Origin of the sequence: Polymorphospora sp. NPDC050346, from assembly GCF_040655695.1 — a bacterium.
Lineage (GTDB): Bacteria > Actinomycetota > Actinomycetes > Mycobacteriales > Micromonosporaceae > Polymorphospora > Polymorphospora lycopeni.
This window is the reverse complement of sequence record NZ_JBFAKM010000007.1, coordinates 138,342-154,855: the sequence shown is the minus strand read 5'-3', so window position 1 is coordinate 154,855 and position 16,514 is coordinate 138,342. Positions and strand designations below refer to the sequence as shown.

General features: G+C 72.1%; 9 protein-coding genes and 1 pseudogene. All 10 read right to left on the bottom strand.

Annotated elements, in window-relative coordinates; translation table 11 throughout:
• Window positions 1–8 precede the first annotated feature (8 nt).
• Entirely contained in the window at window positions 9–1,742 is a 1,734-nt protein-coding gene (locus AB0I42_RS09995) for a BCCT family transporter (RefSeq protein WP_357535899.1), read from the bottom strand.
• Window positions 1,743–1,906: 164 nt separating this feature from the next.
• Window positions 1,907–4,054, bottom strand: coding sequence for a fibronectin type III domain-containing protein (locus AB0I42_RS09990; protein WP_357535898.1), 2,148 nt, complete (start codon window positions 4,052–4,054; stop codon window positions 1,907–1,909).
• A gap of 164 nt (window positions 4,055–4,218) precedes the next feature.
• Window positions 4,219–4,749, bottom strand: a complete 531-nt coding sequence (locus AB0I42_RS09985; RefSeq protein ID WP_357535896.1) for a hypothetical protein — start codon at window positions 4,747–4,749, stop codon at window positions 4,219–4,221.
• Between the two features lie 180 nt (window positions 4,750–4,929).
• The gene (locus AB0I42_RS09980) at window positions 4,930–10,746 is read right to left on the bottom strand and encodes a ThuA domain-containing protein (protein WP_357535895.1); all 5,817 of its coding nucleotides are present in this window, start codon (window positions 10,744–10,746) and stop codon (window positions 4,930–4,932) included.
• 319 nt (window positions 10,747–11,065) lie between these two features.
• Complete coding sequence (locus AB0I42_RS09975) at window positions 11,066–11,851, bottom strand: hypothetical protein (protein WP_357535893.1); 786 nt, start codon at window positions 11,849–11,851, stop codon at window positions 11,066–11,068.
• Between the two features lie 28 nt (window positions 11,852–11,879).
• Entirely contained in the window at window positions 11,880–12,746 is an 867-nt protein-coding gene (locus AB0I42_RS09970) for a PspA/IM30 family protein (RefSeq protein WP_357535891.1), read from the bottom strand.
• Between the two features lie 231 nt (window positions 12,747–12,977).
• Entirely contained in the window at window positions 12,978–13,535 is a 558-nt protein-coding gene (locus AB0I42_RS09965; RefSeq protein ID WP_357535890.1) for a helix-turn-helix transcriptional regulator, read from the bottom strand.
• A gap of 363 nt (window positions 13,536–13,898) precedes the next feature.
• A pseudogene (locus AB0I42_RS09960) lies at window positions 13,899–14,387 on the bottom strand (CinA family protein); the annotation flags it as partial.
• Window positions 14,384–14,983: a CDP-diacylglycerol--glycerol-3-phosphate 3-phosphatidyltransferase gene (gene pgsA, locus AB0I42_RS09955; RefSeq protein ID WP_357535888.1), complete on the bottom strand. Its 600-nt coding sequence runs from the start codon at window positions 14,981–14,983 to the stop codon at window positions 14,384–14,386. The gene pgsA and the pseudogene AB0I42_RS09960, both read right to left, overlap by 4 nt.
• Before the next feature lie 52 nt (window positions 14,984–15,035).
• A complete protein-coding gene (gene rimO, locus AB0I42_RS09950; protein WP_357535886.1) occupies window positions 15,036–16,502 on the bottom strand; it encodes a 30S ribosomal protein S12 methylthiotransferase RimO in 1,467 nt (488 codons plus the stop codon).
• Window positions 16,503–16,514 lie beyond the last annotated feature (12 nt).

Here is a 16,514-nt window from a genome sequence, read left to right as displayed (position 1 = left end):
GGGCCGGATCATAGTCGCGGGCCCTCGGTGCCCTCCCGGTCGTCGGGTTCCTCCGGCCGGCGCAGGACATACCAGCGGCGTACCGGGCGGGTCCGCGGTATCCGCTCCTCCTGGTAGGAGCGGGCGGTACGGACCGCCTCGGCCAGGCCGTGCGGGCGGGTCCGCCGTGGCCCGCCGCCGGCCATCGGGTCGGCCGCCATCTCCTTGAGCAGCGCGACCGCCAGACCGAGCATCACCACGACGAACGGCAACGCGACCATGATGGTCGCCTGCTGGAGTCCGCCCAGGCCGCCGGCGACCAGCAGTACGGCGGCGACGGCGCCGATCATGACCCCCCAGAGCACGGTCAGCGCCCGGTGCGGATACAGCGCGCCCCGGGAGGAGAGCGAGCCGAGCACCAGGGAGGCGGAGTCGGCGCTGGTGACGAAGAAGATCCCGATCAGCACCATGGCCACCACGCTGGTGACGGCGGCCAGCGGCAGCGTGTCGAGCAGTCCGAAGAGGGCCTGTTCCGTGCCGGCCTCGACGTCGGCGACGAGGTCGCGCGACCCGGTGGTCTGGGCCCGCAGGGCGCTTCCGCCCATCACCGCGAACCAGACCGCGCTGGCGCCGCTGGGCACCAGCAGCACGCCGACCAGGAACTGGCGTACGGTCCGGCCCCGGGAGATCCGGGCGATGAAGGTGCCGACGAACGGTGCCCAGGAGATCCACCACGCCCAGTAGAAGATGGTCCACACGCCGAGCCATTCCGAGCCGGCGAACGCCCCGGTACGGGTCGAGATCTCGACCAGGCCGGCGAGGTAGTTGCCGACCGCGGCGGGGAGCACGTCGAGGATGTAGACGGTGGGCCCGACCACGAAGACGAAGAACATCAGCGCCACCGCCAGCACCACGTTGGTGGTGGAGAGCCACTTGATCCCCTTGTGCAGCCCGGAGAAGGCGGAGACGACGAAGGCCAGGGTGAACGCGCCGATGACGATCAACTCGACCGAGACGGCCTCTTCGACACCGGCGACGATGTGCAGGCCGGCGGCGATCTGCAGCGCTCCCAGGCCGAGGCTGGTCGCGGTGCCGAAGACCGTGGCGAAGATCGCCAGCAGGTCGATGGCCTGCCCGGCGACACCGTCGGCGCGCTTGCCGATCAGCGGGTGGAAGACGGCGGAGATCCGGTTGCCGCGCCCCTTGCGGAAGGTGGCGTAGGCCAGCGCCAGCCCGGCGACGGCGTAGATGGCCCACGGGTGCAGGGTCCAGTGGAAGAGCGTGTACTGCATCGCGACCGAGGCGGCCGCGCCGGTCTCGGGCGCCACCCCGCTGGCCGGGGGCGGGACCCGGAAGTGGTCGATCGGCTCGGCGACCGCGTAGAAGACCAGGCCGATCCCCATTCCGGCACTGAACATCATGGCGATCCAGGCCAGGTTGCTGAATTCCGGCTCGTCGTCGTCGCGGCCGAGCCGGATCCGCCCGAACCGGCTGAGCGCGATCACGATGGCGAGCACCAGGAAGGCGTTGGCGGCGACGACGAAGAACCAGCCGAAGGTGGCGATGGTCCAGTCGAGCCCGCGCGCGCCGAAGGCGCCGAGCGACTCCTGGGAGAGAATCCCCCACAGCACCACCGCCAGCACCCCGAGCAGGCCGACCCCGACGACCACCGGGTCGGGGGTGCGCCGCTCGCCCGCCGCCTGACGTACCGCTTCCTCGGCCGGCTCCACGCGCTCGTCGGGAGTCGCCGGTTCGCTGCTCATGCCGGGTTCACCGCTGTGTCCACCATAAGAGCGTTATATCGGGTAAATGGCAGGCAAGATAATGGAACGGACATTTGCCCGGTAGTGGCGAGTCGGAACGGCGCGGCCGGTGGGACCACGCGTACGCGGTCCCACCGGCCCGGGTTGCCGGTCAGGCGGTCGGATCAGCCGCCGGCCCGCTGGTCGAGGTGGCCTTCCTTGTGGCCGAGCACGATCGTCGGGTAGTTGAAGGCGACCCGCCTGGTGTTCGGATCGATCACCTGGATACGGGCCAGGGTGCAGTGCTCCGGCCGGATGAGGGTCCGGCCGCCGGAGGGCACGTCGGCGATCTTCTTGATCGGGTTGCCCTGGAGGTCGAAGTACCAGGCCTCCAGCTGGTACCAGCCGGTGTTGGTGAACTCGAGCGCGGCGAGCAGCGGGTACGCGCTGGCCCGCTGCACGCCGACGGTCGCCGTGGTCGTACGGCCGTCCGGGCCGTACGCGGTCAGCGTGTAGGCGACGTTGCCGTCATGGGTGCCGCCGGCGACCTCACCCGTCCAACTGGCGACCGTGTTCTGGGTCTTGTCGTACAGGGTGGCGTCACCGCGCTTGACCACCACCCGGTTCGCCCCGGTGGTCCGCCAGCTCAGAGTGATCTTCGCGTTGACGCAGGCCTGCACCGCCGCCGGCGACGAGGTGAAGCTCTCGACCTTCGGGGCGCCCTTGGTCCACGCGGTGCCGTTGAGGCTCTCCCCGGTGTCGTGGCCGGCCCTGCGCGGCAGCACACCGAACTCGTAGTGGGTCGACGACGTCAGGCCCTTGATGGTGTACGTCATCACGCCGGTGCCCGGGTTGGCCGGGATGGTGACGTTCTTCCAGGTCTCCTCGCCGACCGGGCGCCATCCGACGACGTAGCTGTCCTCGCCCTCGGCGTTGTCGTTCCACCGGATCTGCAGCGACGCCTCACCCTCGGCGACCACGGTCAGGCCGCTCGGTTTCGGCAGCGCCGGGTGGAGGGTGGTGGCACAGGTCTCCGACGCGGCCTGGGACGCCTCGTTGAATGCGATCACCCGGTAGCAGTAGCGGGTGGCCGGGGTGACGTCGCGGTCGGTCAGCCAGCGGATGTCGGCGCGCCCACGGTAGATCTCCTGCCACGCGCCACCGGTCGACCTCTCGACCCGGTAGCCCGTCACACCGGTGGTGTTGCCGGCCCACCTCAGGGCGATCGAGGTGGAGTAGATGGACCACTGCCCGAACGGCTCGATCACCGGCGTGGGGACCGGCACCGGGACCGTGTAGTCGCGGCAACCCAACTGGACCCGGTCGTTCCCACCGTGCGAGCGGTTGACGGCCTGGACACAGATGGTGTGCGCCCCCGGCCGCATCGTCGCCGGCAGGTCCGTCACGTCGAACCCGTGTGCCGGGCCGTACTCCGGGCCGAGTTCCGGCCGGTGGGCGCTCGCGGTCACCGTACGCACCAGGGCGCCGTCCTCGTAGATCTCGACCTGCACCGGGGCGCGGGGTTCGTCGGGGTCGACGGCCCAGCCCCGGACCCGGACGGTGCCGCCGACGCGGGTGACCTCGTCGACGGTGCCGATCGGGTCGTGCCGCACCGTGTACGTACGGCAGCCGAGCTGGGTGTTGACGCTGCCCGCGCCGACGTTGAGGGCCCGGACACAGATGGTGTGCTCACCGTCGGACGGGTGCTCGGGCAGTTGGACGGTGAAGCCGTGGGCGGTGCCGTAGGCGGCGTACCCGGCCGGCGCGGCGGCCAGCGCCCGGTTCGCCCGGGTGGTGGCGACCAGCGATCCGTTCTGGAGGACCTGCACGTCGACCGCCCCGGCGGTGTCCGGGTCGAGGGCCCAGCCGTGCAGCGTGACGGTGGTTCCGGACCGGTCGATCCGGTCGAACGAGCCGACCGGGTCGACCCCGACGGCCAGCGGTACGCAGCCGATCCCCACGTCGTGGCCGGGCCCGTTGTTGATCGCCGTGGCGCAGACGTTGCCGCCGACGACCGCCGGCACCGTGCCGGAGAACCGGCCGTCGGCACCGGCCGTCACCGAACCGGCCTTCTTACCGCCGATGGTGATGTCGACCCGGACGTTGCCGCCGTCCGGGTCCTCGGCCTGCCCCGTCACGGCGACGCCGGCCGGCACCCGGGTCGCGGTGCCGAGCTTCCCCCTCGGGGGCAGCCCGGGTCCGCCGGTGTCGCAGGCCGGCGGGGGTTTCGGCCGGTCGCACATGGGACTGGCATGGGCCGGGGCCACCTGCGCCAGCATCCCCCCGGCCGCGGCCACCGCCGCGACGACCGCGGCTTGGATGAGTCTTCTCACGTCGTCCCTCTCTCGTGGAGAGGGCGGTGCCCCCCCGGTCCGCCCGGAACCGCTCCGTCCACTTCAGACGGTGTGTCGGTTCCAGTCCAGCGTGACAGGGGTGTGGCCAGGACACTCGTAACTATCGACTGGCCGACAGGTGACCGGTGCCACTGACCGGCGGCTCAGCGACGGGCACGCACCGGCACGAGACGGCGCCGGTTCACCACGGCCAGACCCACGGCGCCGGCGACCACGACCGCCGCTCCCCCGACGAGCCACCACCGCATCCCGGCCCCCTCCCCGGCGTCCGCGGCGGCCGGCCCGGCCGCGCCGGGCGGAGCCTCCTGCGGTACGCGGGCCCGCACCGACGTGGTGACCCGGGTCGGGTTCGGCGGCGGCGTGTCGACGGTGATCTCCCAGTCGCCGGGCGAGAGCAGCGATCCGACCCGGTAGAAACCGAGCCCCTCGTTCGACGGGCCGACCTGCACCGGCCCGACCATCCGACCGCCCTCGCCGGTGCCGTTCAGGACCAGCCGCATGCCGTTGTCGACCGGGTGGCCGTCCTCGTACCGGGCCTGGATGGTCACCCCGGCACCACCGTCACCGGCCACCTCGAGCGTGACCTTGCCACCGTGCGCGGCGGCCGGCTGGCCACCCACCGCGACGAGCGGGGCGGCCAGCAGGGTGACGAGGACGATTCTGAGCAGTCGCATCTGACCAAACCTCCAGTGGCGCCGGGTGGCGCCGTGGCCGGGGTGCGGGGCGGCCGTCCGGCGGCCGCCCCGCACCTCCTTGCTTGCAGGCCGCCTGCCGGCGACCGAAATTCCCCTTGCAGGCCGCCTACCGGCGACCCAACTCCTCCTTGCAAGCCGCCTACCGGCGACCGGTGGTGCCTAGAGCTTGCCGCCGGGGGCGATCCGGGTCGGGTCCTCGGCCACCCGGCCGGCCCCCTTCACGGACTTCCCGTCGTTGGCCCTGACGCCGGCCGTACTGGCCGAACCGCCCAGCCGGACGATCATCGCGTCGGTGTCGCGGACGAGCACCGCGCGCACCTCGGCGTCGGTCACCAGCGCGGTGTCCGACGCCAGCCCCCGGAACGCGGTGAGCTGCTGGATCGCCCGGTTGTCACGCCCCTCGGCCTCGGACAGCCGGGCAGCTGCCAGCTTGTTCGTCAGCTGCCGGTGGGCCTTGTTCGACAACCGTCCGGTGGCCTTGAACCGGTCGATCAGGTTCTGCATGTCGCGGAACGAGGTGGTGACGAAGAACCGTACGGTCGAGGTCGTCTCGTTCCCGGCCTTGTCCGTGGCGGTGACGGTCAGCTCGTGCATGCCGAGGGTCAGCTCGTACATGGCCTGGAGCGTCCCGCTGTGGTACGTCACCCCGTCGAGCTTCCCGACGGTGGCCTCGATGCCGCTGGTGGGGTCGACGGCCGCGAAGGTGACCCGGACGTCCTGGCTGTCCCCGTAGAGCTGGCCGTCGGCGAGCCCGGCGACGATGACGGTCGGCTTCGTACCGTCGATCTTGATGATCGCGGACTTGAGCGTCTCGACGTTGCCGGCGGCGTCGGTGGCCCGGTACAGCAACTCGTGCTGCCCGTCGCCGCTGACGTCGACCGGTTCGGTGTACGGCGTCCAGTCACCGCCGTCGAGCGCGTACTCGACCTTGGTGACGCCGGATCCGGTCTCGGTCGTGGTGAGGGTGACCGGGACGGTGCCGGCGTGCCAGCCGTTGTCGTTCGACGGGGCGAACTCGGCCGCCGTCACCGGCGCGGTGGTGTCGATCCGGACCTCGACGGTCTTCGTCTCCTCCACGTTGCCGGCCTCGTCGGTCGACCGGAACCGCAGCTCGTGCTCGCCGTCGCCGCTGATCACCACCGGTTCGGTGTACGCCGTCCAGCCGGTCTCGTCGTCGAGCTGGTACTCGGTCGACGCGACGCCGCTGCCGCCGGCCTCGTCGGTGGCGGTGAGGGTGACGGTGGCCGGGCCGGTGTACCAGCCGGCGTTCACCGGCCCGTCGACGGTGCCGGTGGTGACCGGCGCGGTGCCGTCGGCGGTTTCGGTGGTCAGCCGGAAGTAGTCGAACGACGCGGTCTTCGACGCCGTCTGGTTGGCGCCGAGGGTGAACAGGCCGACGTTCGGGGTGGCCCCGACGGCGGTGTTCGTCAACGGCTCGAAGCTCGTCCACTCCTGCCCGTCGAGCGAGTACGACGCGGTGTAGACGTTCCCGGTCCGGCTCAGCCGCAGGTGCCACACCGAGTCGGTGAGGTTCGTGACCTGGGGCTGCGGGTTCTGGACCACCGACCCGATCTCGCTGCGGAACTCGATCCGGCGGGAGACCGGCTGACCGGGGGTGTTGTCGACGATGTAGTCGAGTTTCAGGTAGTTGTCGTCGTCGGCGTGCACGATGAGGCCGGCCTGCTGGTACTGCTCGTTCAGCAGGCTGCCGTCGACCTTCGTCTCCAGGGTCCAGTCGCCTTCCGGCGCGCCCTGCATGATGAAGTTCGTCGGCCCGGTGTTGCTGCCGGTGTAGATGTCACCGTTCGGTACGTCGATCTTCAACGACCCGCCCTCGAGCCGGTAGGCGGTCGCGTCCTCGCGCAGGATCGCGTCCCACCGGCACTTGTCGAGCGCGCTGCCGTCGAACTCGTCGGACGGCTCGACCGGTCCGGCCGGCTCGTCCGGGGTGACCTGGAACCAGTCGAAGTGGGCTTCGACCACCGGCGCGGTGGTGCCGCCGTTGAGCGCGAACAGGCCGATCTTCGGGTTCTCGATGCCGGCGAGCGCGGCCGACCGGCCCACCGGGGTGAAGTTCTGCCCGTCGGGAGACGCCTCGGCGGTCAGGGTCGTGCCGTCGCTGATGATCCGCAGGTACACGGTGTCACCGGCCGGCGCCGGCGCGGCGTCGGCCCCCTCGTTGCGCGGGGTGCCGGCGGTCTGCCGAATGAACTCGATCTTCCGGGAATCGCCGAAGAGCAGGTCGAGCTTCGCCCAGTTGGCGTCGTCGCCGTAGACGATCAGACCGGCCTGCTGGTAGTTGGCGGTGACCGGCACCGTCACCTTCGTCGTCGCCTGCCAGGCCCCGCCGGGCGCCGGCTGGAGCACGATGTTGGTGGCGTCGGTGCGGGCGCCGTACAGGTCGCCGACCGAGGTCGGCAGCTTCAGCACGCCGTCCGCGACCGAGTAGAGCTGGTTCTCCCGTACGACCGTGGTCCACCGGGTCTTGTCGAGCGAGTTGCCGGTGAAGTCGTCCGAACGCGCCCCGAAACAGGACGTGTTGGGCGCCTCGGACCGGACGGTGGTGCTGGCGTACGCCTTGGCGCCCCGCGCGTCGGTGACGGTGAGGGTGGCGGTGAACGTGCCCGGCACGGTGTAGGTGTGGGTGGCGTTCGCCGTGGTGGCCGAGCCGCCGTCGCCGAAGTCCCACTGGTAGGTCAGCGGGGATTCACCCTCGGGGTCGGTCGCCGTCCCGGTGAAGTTCACGGTCAGCGGGGCGGTGCCGGTGGTCGGGTCGGCGGCGACGGTCACGACCGGCGGGGCGTTCTCGGTGACGCCGCGGCCGAGGAAGTCGACCCAGTTGACGTTGAACAGCGAGTTGGCGCCGCCGCTCGGATGCTTGGCGACGAAGAACAGCGGTGCGCTGCCCGCCGGCGGGTCGGTCAGGTCGACCGTGACGTCGGTGTACGTCTGCCAGGCGCCGGTGCCGGGCACCGTGGCGGTGACCAGCAGCGGACCGTCGACGGCGCCGCTGCGGACCTGGATCAGGCCGCCCTGTTCGGCGGACGCGACCCGGAACCGGAGCTGGTCGATGCTGTAGAGGCTGGCGGGCGCGACCGACCACCAGTCGCCGTCCTCGATGAAGCCGATGTTCTGGAAGCCGCCGGCGGTGTCGCCGGTGGTCTCCTTCTGCACGCCTGGGTCGCCGCCGCCGGTGCCGTCGGCGGTCCGGCCGGTGGCGGTGAAGTACTCGGCCTGCTTGCGCTTGGGCTGCAACCGCTCGATGGACCGGCCGGTCAGCGGGCTGGCGCCGCCGACGCCGCCGTTGTCGGTGTAGCTGGCCTCGAAGACCGCGAACACGTTGGCCTCGGCACCGTGCCCGGCGGCCAGCGACGTCTGCACCGTGCCGGTGCAGCCGTGGTAGGTGTCCAGCGGGTGGGAGTGCTCGTCGTGCCCGAGGAACGACTGCAGGACGACCCGGTCGCAGTCGATCTCGCCGTCCTCGGGGTCGGTGACCCGCACGGTGTATTCGACCTGGTCGCCCCAGTCGAAGAAGCCGCCGTCCGGCGGGAACTCGATGGTCACCGTCGGCGCGGTGTTGCCGACCGTGACGGGCACGTTCGCGACCGCGTCCCGGCCCTTCTCGTTGGTGACGGTGAGCTGGGCGGTGTAGTTGCCCGGCTCGGCGTACGTGTGTGCCGGGTTGGCGGCGGTCGAGGTGCCGCCGTCGCCGAAAGTCCAGGCGAAGGTGATCTGGCCGCCGTCCGGGTCGCGGGAGCCGGCGCTGGAGAACTGTACGGCCAGCGGCGCCTGCCCGGACGTGGGCTCGGCGCTGGCGACCGCGATCGGGGCCCGGTCACCGGCGATGTAGTCGATCCGGTAGACGCCGGAGTTGTCGTTGTTCCCGCCGAACCCGCTGCCCCACTCGATCATGTAGAGGGCGCCGTCGGGGCCGAACTCGAAGTCCATCGGGCGGATGAACTCCATGCCGGTCAGCAGGTTGTTGATGTCGACCAGTTCGGTCGCGTCGGCACTGACCTGGAACGTGTACATCTTGGACTGGTTCCACTCGCCGAACAGCGCCTTGCCGTCGAAGTACGCCGGCCACTTGGTGTCGGAGGCCAGTTCGGGGTCGTACCGGTAGACCGGGCCGCCCATCGGCGCGCCGCCGCCACCGATCTCCGGGTAACGCGGGTCGGGGCTGTAGCCGTAGTCGACGGTGGCCGGGATCGCCGGCGGCAGGTTGGTCAGGCCGGTGTTGTTCGGCGAGTTGTTCACCGGCGCGGCGCAGTCGAACTTCGCCCCGCTCGGTCCGGACGGGAACGTGAAGTCGTTGTACGCCAGGTTGCTGCCGTGGCAGTACGGCCAGCCGAAGTTGCCGGGCGCGTCGACGACGTTCCACTCGACCCGGCCCTCGGGTCCCCGGTTGGGGTTGGCGGTGCCGGCGTCGGGGCCGTAGTCGGCGACGTAGAGGACGCCGGTCTGCTGGTCGATGCCGATCCGGAACGGGTTGCGGAAGCCCATCGCGTAGATCTCCGGGCGGGTCTGCGCGGTGCCGGCCGGGAACAGGTTGCCGGTCGGCACGGTGTAGCCGCCGGCGTCCTCCGGGTGGATCCGCAGCACCTTGCCACGCAGGTCGTTGGTGTTGCCGGAGCTGCGCTGGGCGTCGTAGTCCTGCCGGCCCGGCCGCTCGTCGATCGGGGTGTAGGCGCTGGACTCGAACGGGTTGGTGTTGTCGCCGGTGGCCAGGTAGAGGTTGCCGTCGGCGTCGAAGACCATGCTGCCGCCGGCGTGGCAGCAGGTGTTGCGCTGGGTGTCGACCTGGATGACGACGCTCTCGCTGGCCGGGTCGATGGTGGTGCCGGTGACCGTGAAGCGGGAGAGCAGGTTGCGCGGGCCGCCGCCGGCCGGCGCGTAGTAGAGGTAGATCCAGCCGTTGGTGTCGAAGCCGGGGTCGAGCCGCAGCCCGATCAGACCGTCCTCGTTGCCGGTGAAGACCGGCAGGGTCATCGCGGTGCTGGTCAGCCCGGTCTCGGGGTCGATCACCTGGACCCGGCCGTCCCGCTCGGCGTAGAAGACCCGGCCGTCGCCGGCGACGTCGAGTTCCATCGGGTTGTTGGTGTTGCTGTCCAGACTGATCTTCTCGAAGCTGTCGTCCAACGTGGCCCGGCAGTCGGCGTCGACGGCACCGGCGGCGGTCTGGATGCCGCCGAGCAGGTGCGCGACGAACTCCGGTTCGGTGTACGACTCGTTGGTGTGGCCGCCGCCGGTGTACCAGGCCCGGCCGCCGTCGTAGTCGTGGCACCAGGCGATCGGGTGGTCGGCGCCCATCGCCCCGGCCCCCGGGGTGTACGTCCGCTCGTCGAGGCTGGCGAGCACGTGTACGTCGCCGCGCGGGTTGGTCTGGAAGTTGTACCACTCGTCGTAGCGGGACCAGTTCGCCGGCAGCGCCGCCGTGGACGGGTGCGCCGGGTCCTCGACCTTGATGGTGGCCTGCTGGTTGGCCGGGTGGGCGGAGAAGTACGCGCCGACGAGTCCGCCGTACCACTCCCAGCTGTATTCGGTGTCGGAGGCGGCGTGCACGCCGACGTAGCCGCCGCCGGCCCGCACGTACCGCTCGAACGCGGCCTGCTGGTCGGGGTCGAGGACGTCGCCGGTGGTGGACAGCCAGATCACCGCGGCGTACCGGGCGAGGTTGGCGTCGGTGAACGCGGCACCGTCCTCTGTGGTGTCGACGGTGAACCCATTGTCGGCGCCGAGTTGCTGGATCGCGGCAATGCCGGCCGGGATCGAGTCGTGGCGGAACCCGGCCGTCTTGGAGAAGACCAGGACCGAGTACGGGTCGACCGCCGTCACGGCGCGCGTGGGTACGGGCGCGGCGGAGGCGGGTGCCGGGCCGGCCACCACGCCGGTCGCGGCGAGCGCGAGGGCGAGGGTGCCGGTGAGCAGGAGGCGGGTCAGGGCGCGCGGTGATCGCGATCGGCGCGTTGGGGACACGGGGATCTCCATCATCTGTCGAGGACAGGGATGAGTCCCGTCGCCAGCTCGCCGAAGGGCCGGAGTCGGGTGGTGGGGGTTCAGGCGCGCGCGACCCGCCGAGGTCGCCCGCCCCATTTTGTAGGGTGGTTGAACAAATTAGCCCCGGTACGCCCCGACGGCGCAAGACATAGACAAGCCAACATTTGTAACGGTTACGTAAACACAAGATCGGCTTGATCGATTCGCCGGATTGATCCGCAATCCAGAACCCGAGCCCGCGCGGGCGAGGGCGACACCGGTCGGCACCGCCGGCCGGGCACCCGGTGCCCGGCCGCCGTCAGTGCTGCTGCTGGGCCCGCATCGGGTCGGCGAACTTGCGCAACTCGGCCAGGTCCGAGGCGACCCCGCGCAGCCGCTCGCTCGCGTCGGCCAACTGCGACACCGCCGGATGCTCCACGGCACCCCGGCCGTCCTCGGCCACATAACCCGCCGCCGCCGCGACCAGCCGCTCGTAGGCGGTCACGCCCCCGGTCAACTGGTCGACCAGGTTACGGTGCGCCTCGTCCAGACCGTCACGGGAGTCGGCGGGCGCGACCCGCAGCGCCCGCTCCACGCCGGCCACCCGCTGGGCGAGTTCGCGCAGCGACCGCTCGGCCACCGCCGCGTCCAGCACCGCCGCGTCGGCCGAGCCGGTCAGGTCGCCCGCCAGCCCGGCCATCGCCGCCGACGCCCGGTCCAGCCGCGCCGACGGCTCGGCCGCCGAGGAGCCGCGCAGGGCCATCCGGGACCGCTGCCGGCGGACCTCCTCCATCGCGGTCTTGCCGACGGGCAGCCGCTCGACCGCCGCGACCAGCCGGGCCCGGGCCTGCTCAGGGCTCACCGGCTCGGGCGGGGGCGGCGCCGGCTGGGCGGCCAGCGCCCGCAGGTCGATCCACCGCCACGCGGCGAGCGCGATCGAGCCACCCGCGGCGGCGGCCCAGGCGGCGTCGGGCAGCCCGATCCCGGCGTACGGGATCAGGATGGCGGCGGCCCCACCGAAGCCGCCACCGAGCACGGTCCAGCGCCGGGCGGACCGGCGCAGCTTGCGGAGCCGGCGGAAGTAGCGCGCCCGCTGGTCGGCCACGTGAAGCCCCTCCCCCGCCCCGGCCGGATCAGCCGGCGGCGCTCTGATCGCCGGTGTTGCGCTCCTTGGACAGGCTGGCCCGGATCTCGTCCAGCCGGGCCACGCTCGCCGGGTCACCGGTCGCGGCCTGGCCGACGGAGGGCTGCCCGGCGGCCTGCTGGCCACCCAACTGCTCACCGGACATGCTGGCCCGGATCTGCTCCAGCCGCGACGAGCCGGCCATGTCCAGCGTCGTCTTCTGCACCTCGAGCATCCGGCCCTCGACGGAGTTGCTGGCCAGTTCGGCCCGGCCCATCGCGTTGGCGTAGCGGCGCTCGATCTTGTCGCGGACCTCGTCGAGCGACGGGGTGTTGGCCGGTGCGGCCAGCGACGACATCGACTCCAGCGACCGGGCCACGGTCTCCTGCATCTTGGCCTGCTCGAGCTGGCTCAGCAGCTTGGTGCGCTCGGCCAGCCGCTGCTGGAGGACCATCGCGTTGTTCTCCACCGCCCGGCGGGCCTGGGCGGCAGCGGCCAGCGCCTGGTCGTGCAGCGCCTTGAGGTCCTCCATCGACTGCTCGGCGGAGACCAGCTGGGTCGCCAGCGTCTGCGCCGTCTGCTCGTACTTGCCGGCCTCGGCCTCGTCACCGGAGGCCCGCGACCGGTCGGCGAGCACCAGCGACTGCCGGGCCATCGACTGGAGCTTCTCGACCTCGGACATCTGGCGGGACAGCTTCATCTCCAGCTGCCGCTGGTTGCCGATCACCGCGGCCGCCTGCTGGACGAGCGCCTGGTGCTGGCGCTGGGACTCCTCGACGGCCTGCTGGATCTGCACCTTCGGATCGGCATGTTCGTCGATCTTGGCGCCGAAGAGCGCCATCACGTAGCGCCAGCCCTTGACGAACGGGTTCGCCATATTCGCGTGTCCCCTCAGTGTCATCAGTGCGGTGTCCCGCCCGGGTCGACCCAACCCGGGCGACCGTACGGCACGTCTCCATCGTCCCAGCCCGGCGCCAGCGCGTCACCCGGCCTCAGGGGGATATCCGGGGATACGGTCCGGTCAGGAGATCAACCTTACCCAGGCCCGGCCAGCATTGCCGAGCCGGCGCGTGCCCGTACGGACACACCGGGTAGCGCGGGCGATCGATCAGGCGGCGTAGACGACGTCGAGGTCGTGCTTCTTGCCGGAGCGCACCGTGCGGGTGGTCCGCAGGGTCGCCTTCAGCGGCCCCTCCTGGCGCACCGACACCGAAACCTTGCCGTCGGAGGTGACCTGGCGCACCTTGGCCTCACCGACCGGCAGCCGGCCGGCGTCGGCGGTGGGCCGCACCTCGGCGGCCCGGGGGGCACGCGCGTCCGCGCCGACCGCGGTCCGGGCCGGCCGGGCGGCACCGGCGGGCCGCACCTCGCGTCCGGCGGCCGAATCGGCGCCCGGCGCGTCCTGCACCGGCACGAGCACGCCCTGCATCTGCTCGGCCAGCGCGACCGTGTGGCTGACCTCGCGCAGCAGGTCGGACAGGTGGGCGCCGAGCGCGTCGCAGATCGACGCGAGCAGCTCGCTGGACGCTTCCTTCTGACCCCGCTCGATCTCGGACAGATAGCCGAGACTGACGTTGGCGGCGGTGGAGACCTCGCGTAGGGTGCGGTGCTGTCCCTGCCGGCGCGCGCGCAATGCGTCACCGATCACCCGGCGTAGCAGGACCATGGCACCTCCTCCTCACGCGGGGCCAACCGGCGTCTGCCGGAGGCTTCCCGCAACCGTACCCGCTGCGGAGCCCTTAAGACATCCTGCCCCGCCGGGGCATTCGTCCACCATCCCCCCGCGGTGATCAGTCCGCCGCGGGGGCCCAGAATCCCACCCATCGGGCACATCTCGCTGGTTTCAGCCAGATTCCGGCGGCTCGTCACCCCGCTCGGCGCTGACGGCGGCGGCCGCTCCTCCGACGCCGGTGGCAGCGGCCGATTTCCCGACGCCGGTGGGGGCGGCCGCTTTTGCGACGCCGGTGGCAGCGGCCGTTCCTCCGACGCCGATGGCGGCGGCCGTTCCTCCGACGCCGGTGAGGGCGTCGATTTGTTCGGCCAGCAGGCGCAGCGCGGCAACGACACTGCCCGCCCGGACGGCGGTCCGGTCGCCGTCGAGGGTCAGCCGGCGGACCGCCGGCCCCGGCGGACCGGACACCGCGACGTAAACCAGCCCCACCGGCTTGCCGTCCTGCGGCTCCGGCCCGGCCACCCCGGTCGTCGCCAGCCCCCAGTCGGCCCCGCAGGCGGCCCGCGCGCCGTCCGCCAGCGCCACCGCCACGTCCGGGTCGACCGGACCGCGCTCGGCCAGCAGACCGGCCGGTACGCCGGCCAGCGACCCCTTCAGTTCGGTGGCGTAGACCACCAGCCCGCCCCGGAAGACCGCACTGACCCCGGGCACCTCGACCAGGGTGGCCGCCAGCAGGCCACCGGTCAGCGACTCGGCGGTCGCCAGGGTCGATCCCCGCGCCTTGAGCCGGTCCACCAGCCCGGTCAGCGCCGCCGGGTCGACGCCGGCCGGCCGGGCGGCGGTCATCCGGCCCGGCCGCGCAGCCGCAGGGCGCGCAGCACGTAGTCGAGCCCGGTGAGCACGGTCACCAGCACCGCCGCGGCCATGATCCACGGACCGACACCGGCCAGGGCCGCCGGCACCGGCCACAGGTACCAGACGATGGCGAGGGTCTGCAGCGCCGTCTTCAGCTTGCCGCCCCGGCTGGCCGCGATCACCCCGTAGCGGATGACCCAGAAGCGGATCAGCGTCACCCCGAACTCGCGGACCAGGATCAGCCCGGTCACCCACCAGGGCAGCTGGTCGTACCAGGAGAGCAGGACCAGGGCGGTCCCGGTCAGCGCCTTGTCGGCGATCGGGTCGGCGACCTTGCCGAACGCCGTGACCAGCCCGAACCGGCGGGCGATCCAGCCGTCGACGAGATCGGTCGCCGAGGCGACCGCGAAGGTCACGCAGGCCGCGATCCGGGTGCTGGAGTGCGTCATCGCCGAGGTGACGACCAGCACCGCGAAGACCGGGATGAGCACCATGCGCAGGGCGGTCAGCGCGTTGGCGGCGTTGAGCAGTGGCACCTGGCCGGCGACGGAGGACGAACTGGACGGCGGGTGACTCGTCGTCTCCATCAGCACGTCCCCGCCCGGTCGCGCCGCGGCCGGACCCGGTGGGCCGCCCCGGTCACGCCGCTGCCGAGATCATTTCGACCGGCACCGCGAGGAGGTCGACCCCCTCCGTGCCGGTCACGGTCGCCCGCACCAGGTCGCCGGGGCGCAGGACGGCGAGGTCCACTCCCCCCGTCGGTGGCGCCACCAGCGTCGTCGAACCGTCGACCTCGGGTGCCTGGTGGGCGGCCCGCCCCTCGATCAGTCCGTCGTCGATCGAGTCGACGAGCACCTCGACCGTCGTCCCGATCCGCTCCTCGGCGCGCTGCGAGCACAGCTCATCGGCCAGGGCGGCGAGCTTGTCGTAGCGCCGCTTCACGGTCGCCGCCGACACCTTGCCGGGCAGCGCGGCGGCCTCGGTGCCGTCCTCGTCGCTGTAGTCGAAGACGCCGATGGCGTCGAGCCGGGCGTCGGTCAGGAAGCGGACCAGTTCGTCGACGTCGGCCCGGGTCTCGCCGGGGAAGCCGACGATGAAGTTGCTGCGCGCGCCGGCCTCCGGGGCGAGCGCCCGGGCCGACTCCAGCAACTCCAGGAAGCGGGCCGTCGACCCGAACCGCCGCATCCGGCGCAGCACCGGCTCGCTGGAGTGCTGGAACGACAGGTCGAAGTACGGCGCGACGCCGGGCGTGGTGGCGATCGCCGCCACCAGGCCGGGCCGGGTCTCGGCCGGCTGGAGGTAGCTGGCCCGGACCCGCACGATGCCGGTGACCGCGGCCAGCTGGGGCAGCAGCTTCTCCAGCAGCCGCGGGTCGCCGAGGTCCTTGCCGTACGACGTGGAGTTCTCGCTGACCAGGACCAGCTCGCGGACCCCGGTCTTGGCCAGCCACTCGGCCTCGGCCAGCAGTTCGTCCGGCGTACGGGAGACGAACGCGCCGCGGAAGGCGGGGATGGCGCAGAACGAGCACCGGCGGTCGCAGCCGCTGGCGAGCTTGAGCGAGGCGACCGGCCCGGCGTCGAGCCGGCGGCGCAGCACCGGCCGCAGGTGGGCCGGGGTGTGCGCGTCGACGGTCGCGTGGCCGGGCACCACGACCGCGCTGTCGCGGCGGGACACCGGGGTCAGCGGCAGCAGTTCGCGCCGGTCGCGCGGGACGTGCGCGTCGAGCTGCTCCCCGGCCAGCACCGACCGGAGCCGGGCGGAGATGTCGGGGTAGTCGTCGAAGCCGAGCACCGCCTGGGCCTCGGGCAGGCTGCCGGCCAGCTCGCGGCCGTAGCGCTCGGCCATGCAGCCGGCCGCGACCACCTTGGCACCGGTGTCGGCGGCGTCGAGAAGGGTCTGGATGGAGTCCTGCTTGGCCTTTTCTACGAAGCCGCAGGTGTTGACCAGCACCACGTCGGCGCCCTCGCCGTCGGTGCTGACCTGCCATCCGTCCGCGTGCAGGCGGGCGGCCAACTCCTCCGAGTCGACCTCGTTACGAGCGCAGCCCAGGGTCAGCAGCGCCACCCGGCGGCCGTCGGGAGATGGGGAGGAGGAGGTCACAGACACCTCCCGAGGGTA

Bases quoted from the DNA above. Each gene is read 5' to 3' on its own strand.
- AB0I42_RS09995 (WP_357535899.1), bottom strand. From the start codon at position 1,742: ATGAGCAGCGAACCGGCGACTCCCGACGAGCGCGTGGAGCCGGCCGAG.
- pgsA (WP_357535888.1), bottom strand. From the start codon at position 14,983: ATGGAGACGACGAGTCACCCGCCGTCCAGTTCGTCCTCCGTCGCCGGC.
- AB0I42_RS09965 (WP_357535890.1), bottom strand. From the start codon at position 13,535: ATGGTCCTGCTACGCCGGGTGATCGGTGACGCATTGCGCGCGCGCCGG.
- AB0I42_RS09985 (WP_357535896.1), bottom strand. From the start codon at position 4,749: ATGCGACTGCTCAGAATCGTCCTCGTCACCCTGCTGGCCGCCCCGCTC.
- AB0I42_RS09970 (WP_357535891.1), bottom strand. From the start codon at position 12,746: ATGGCGAACCCGTTCGTCAAGGGCTGGCGCTACGTGATGGCGCTCTTC.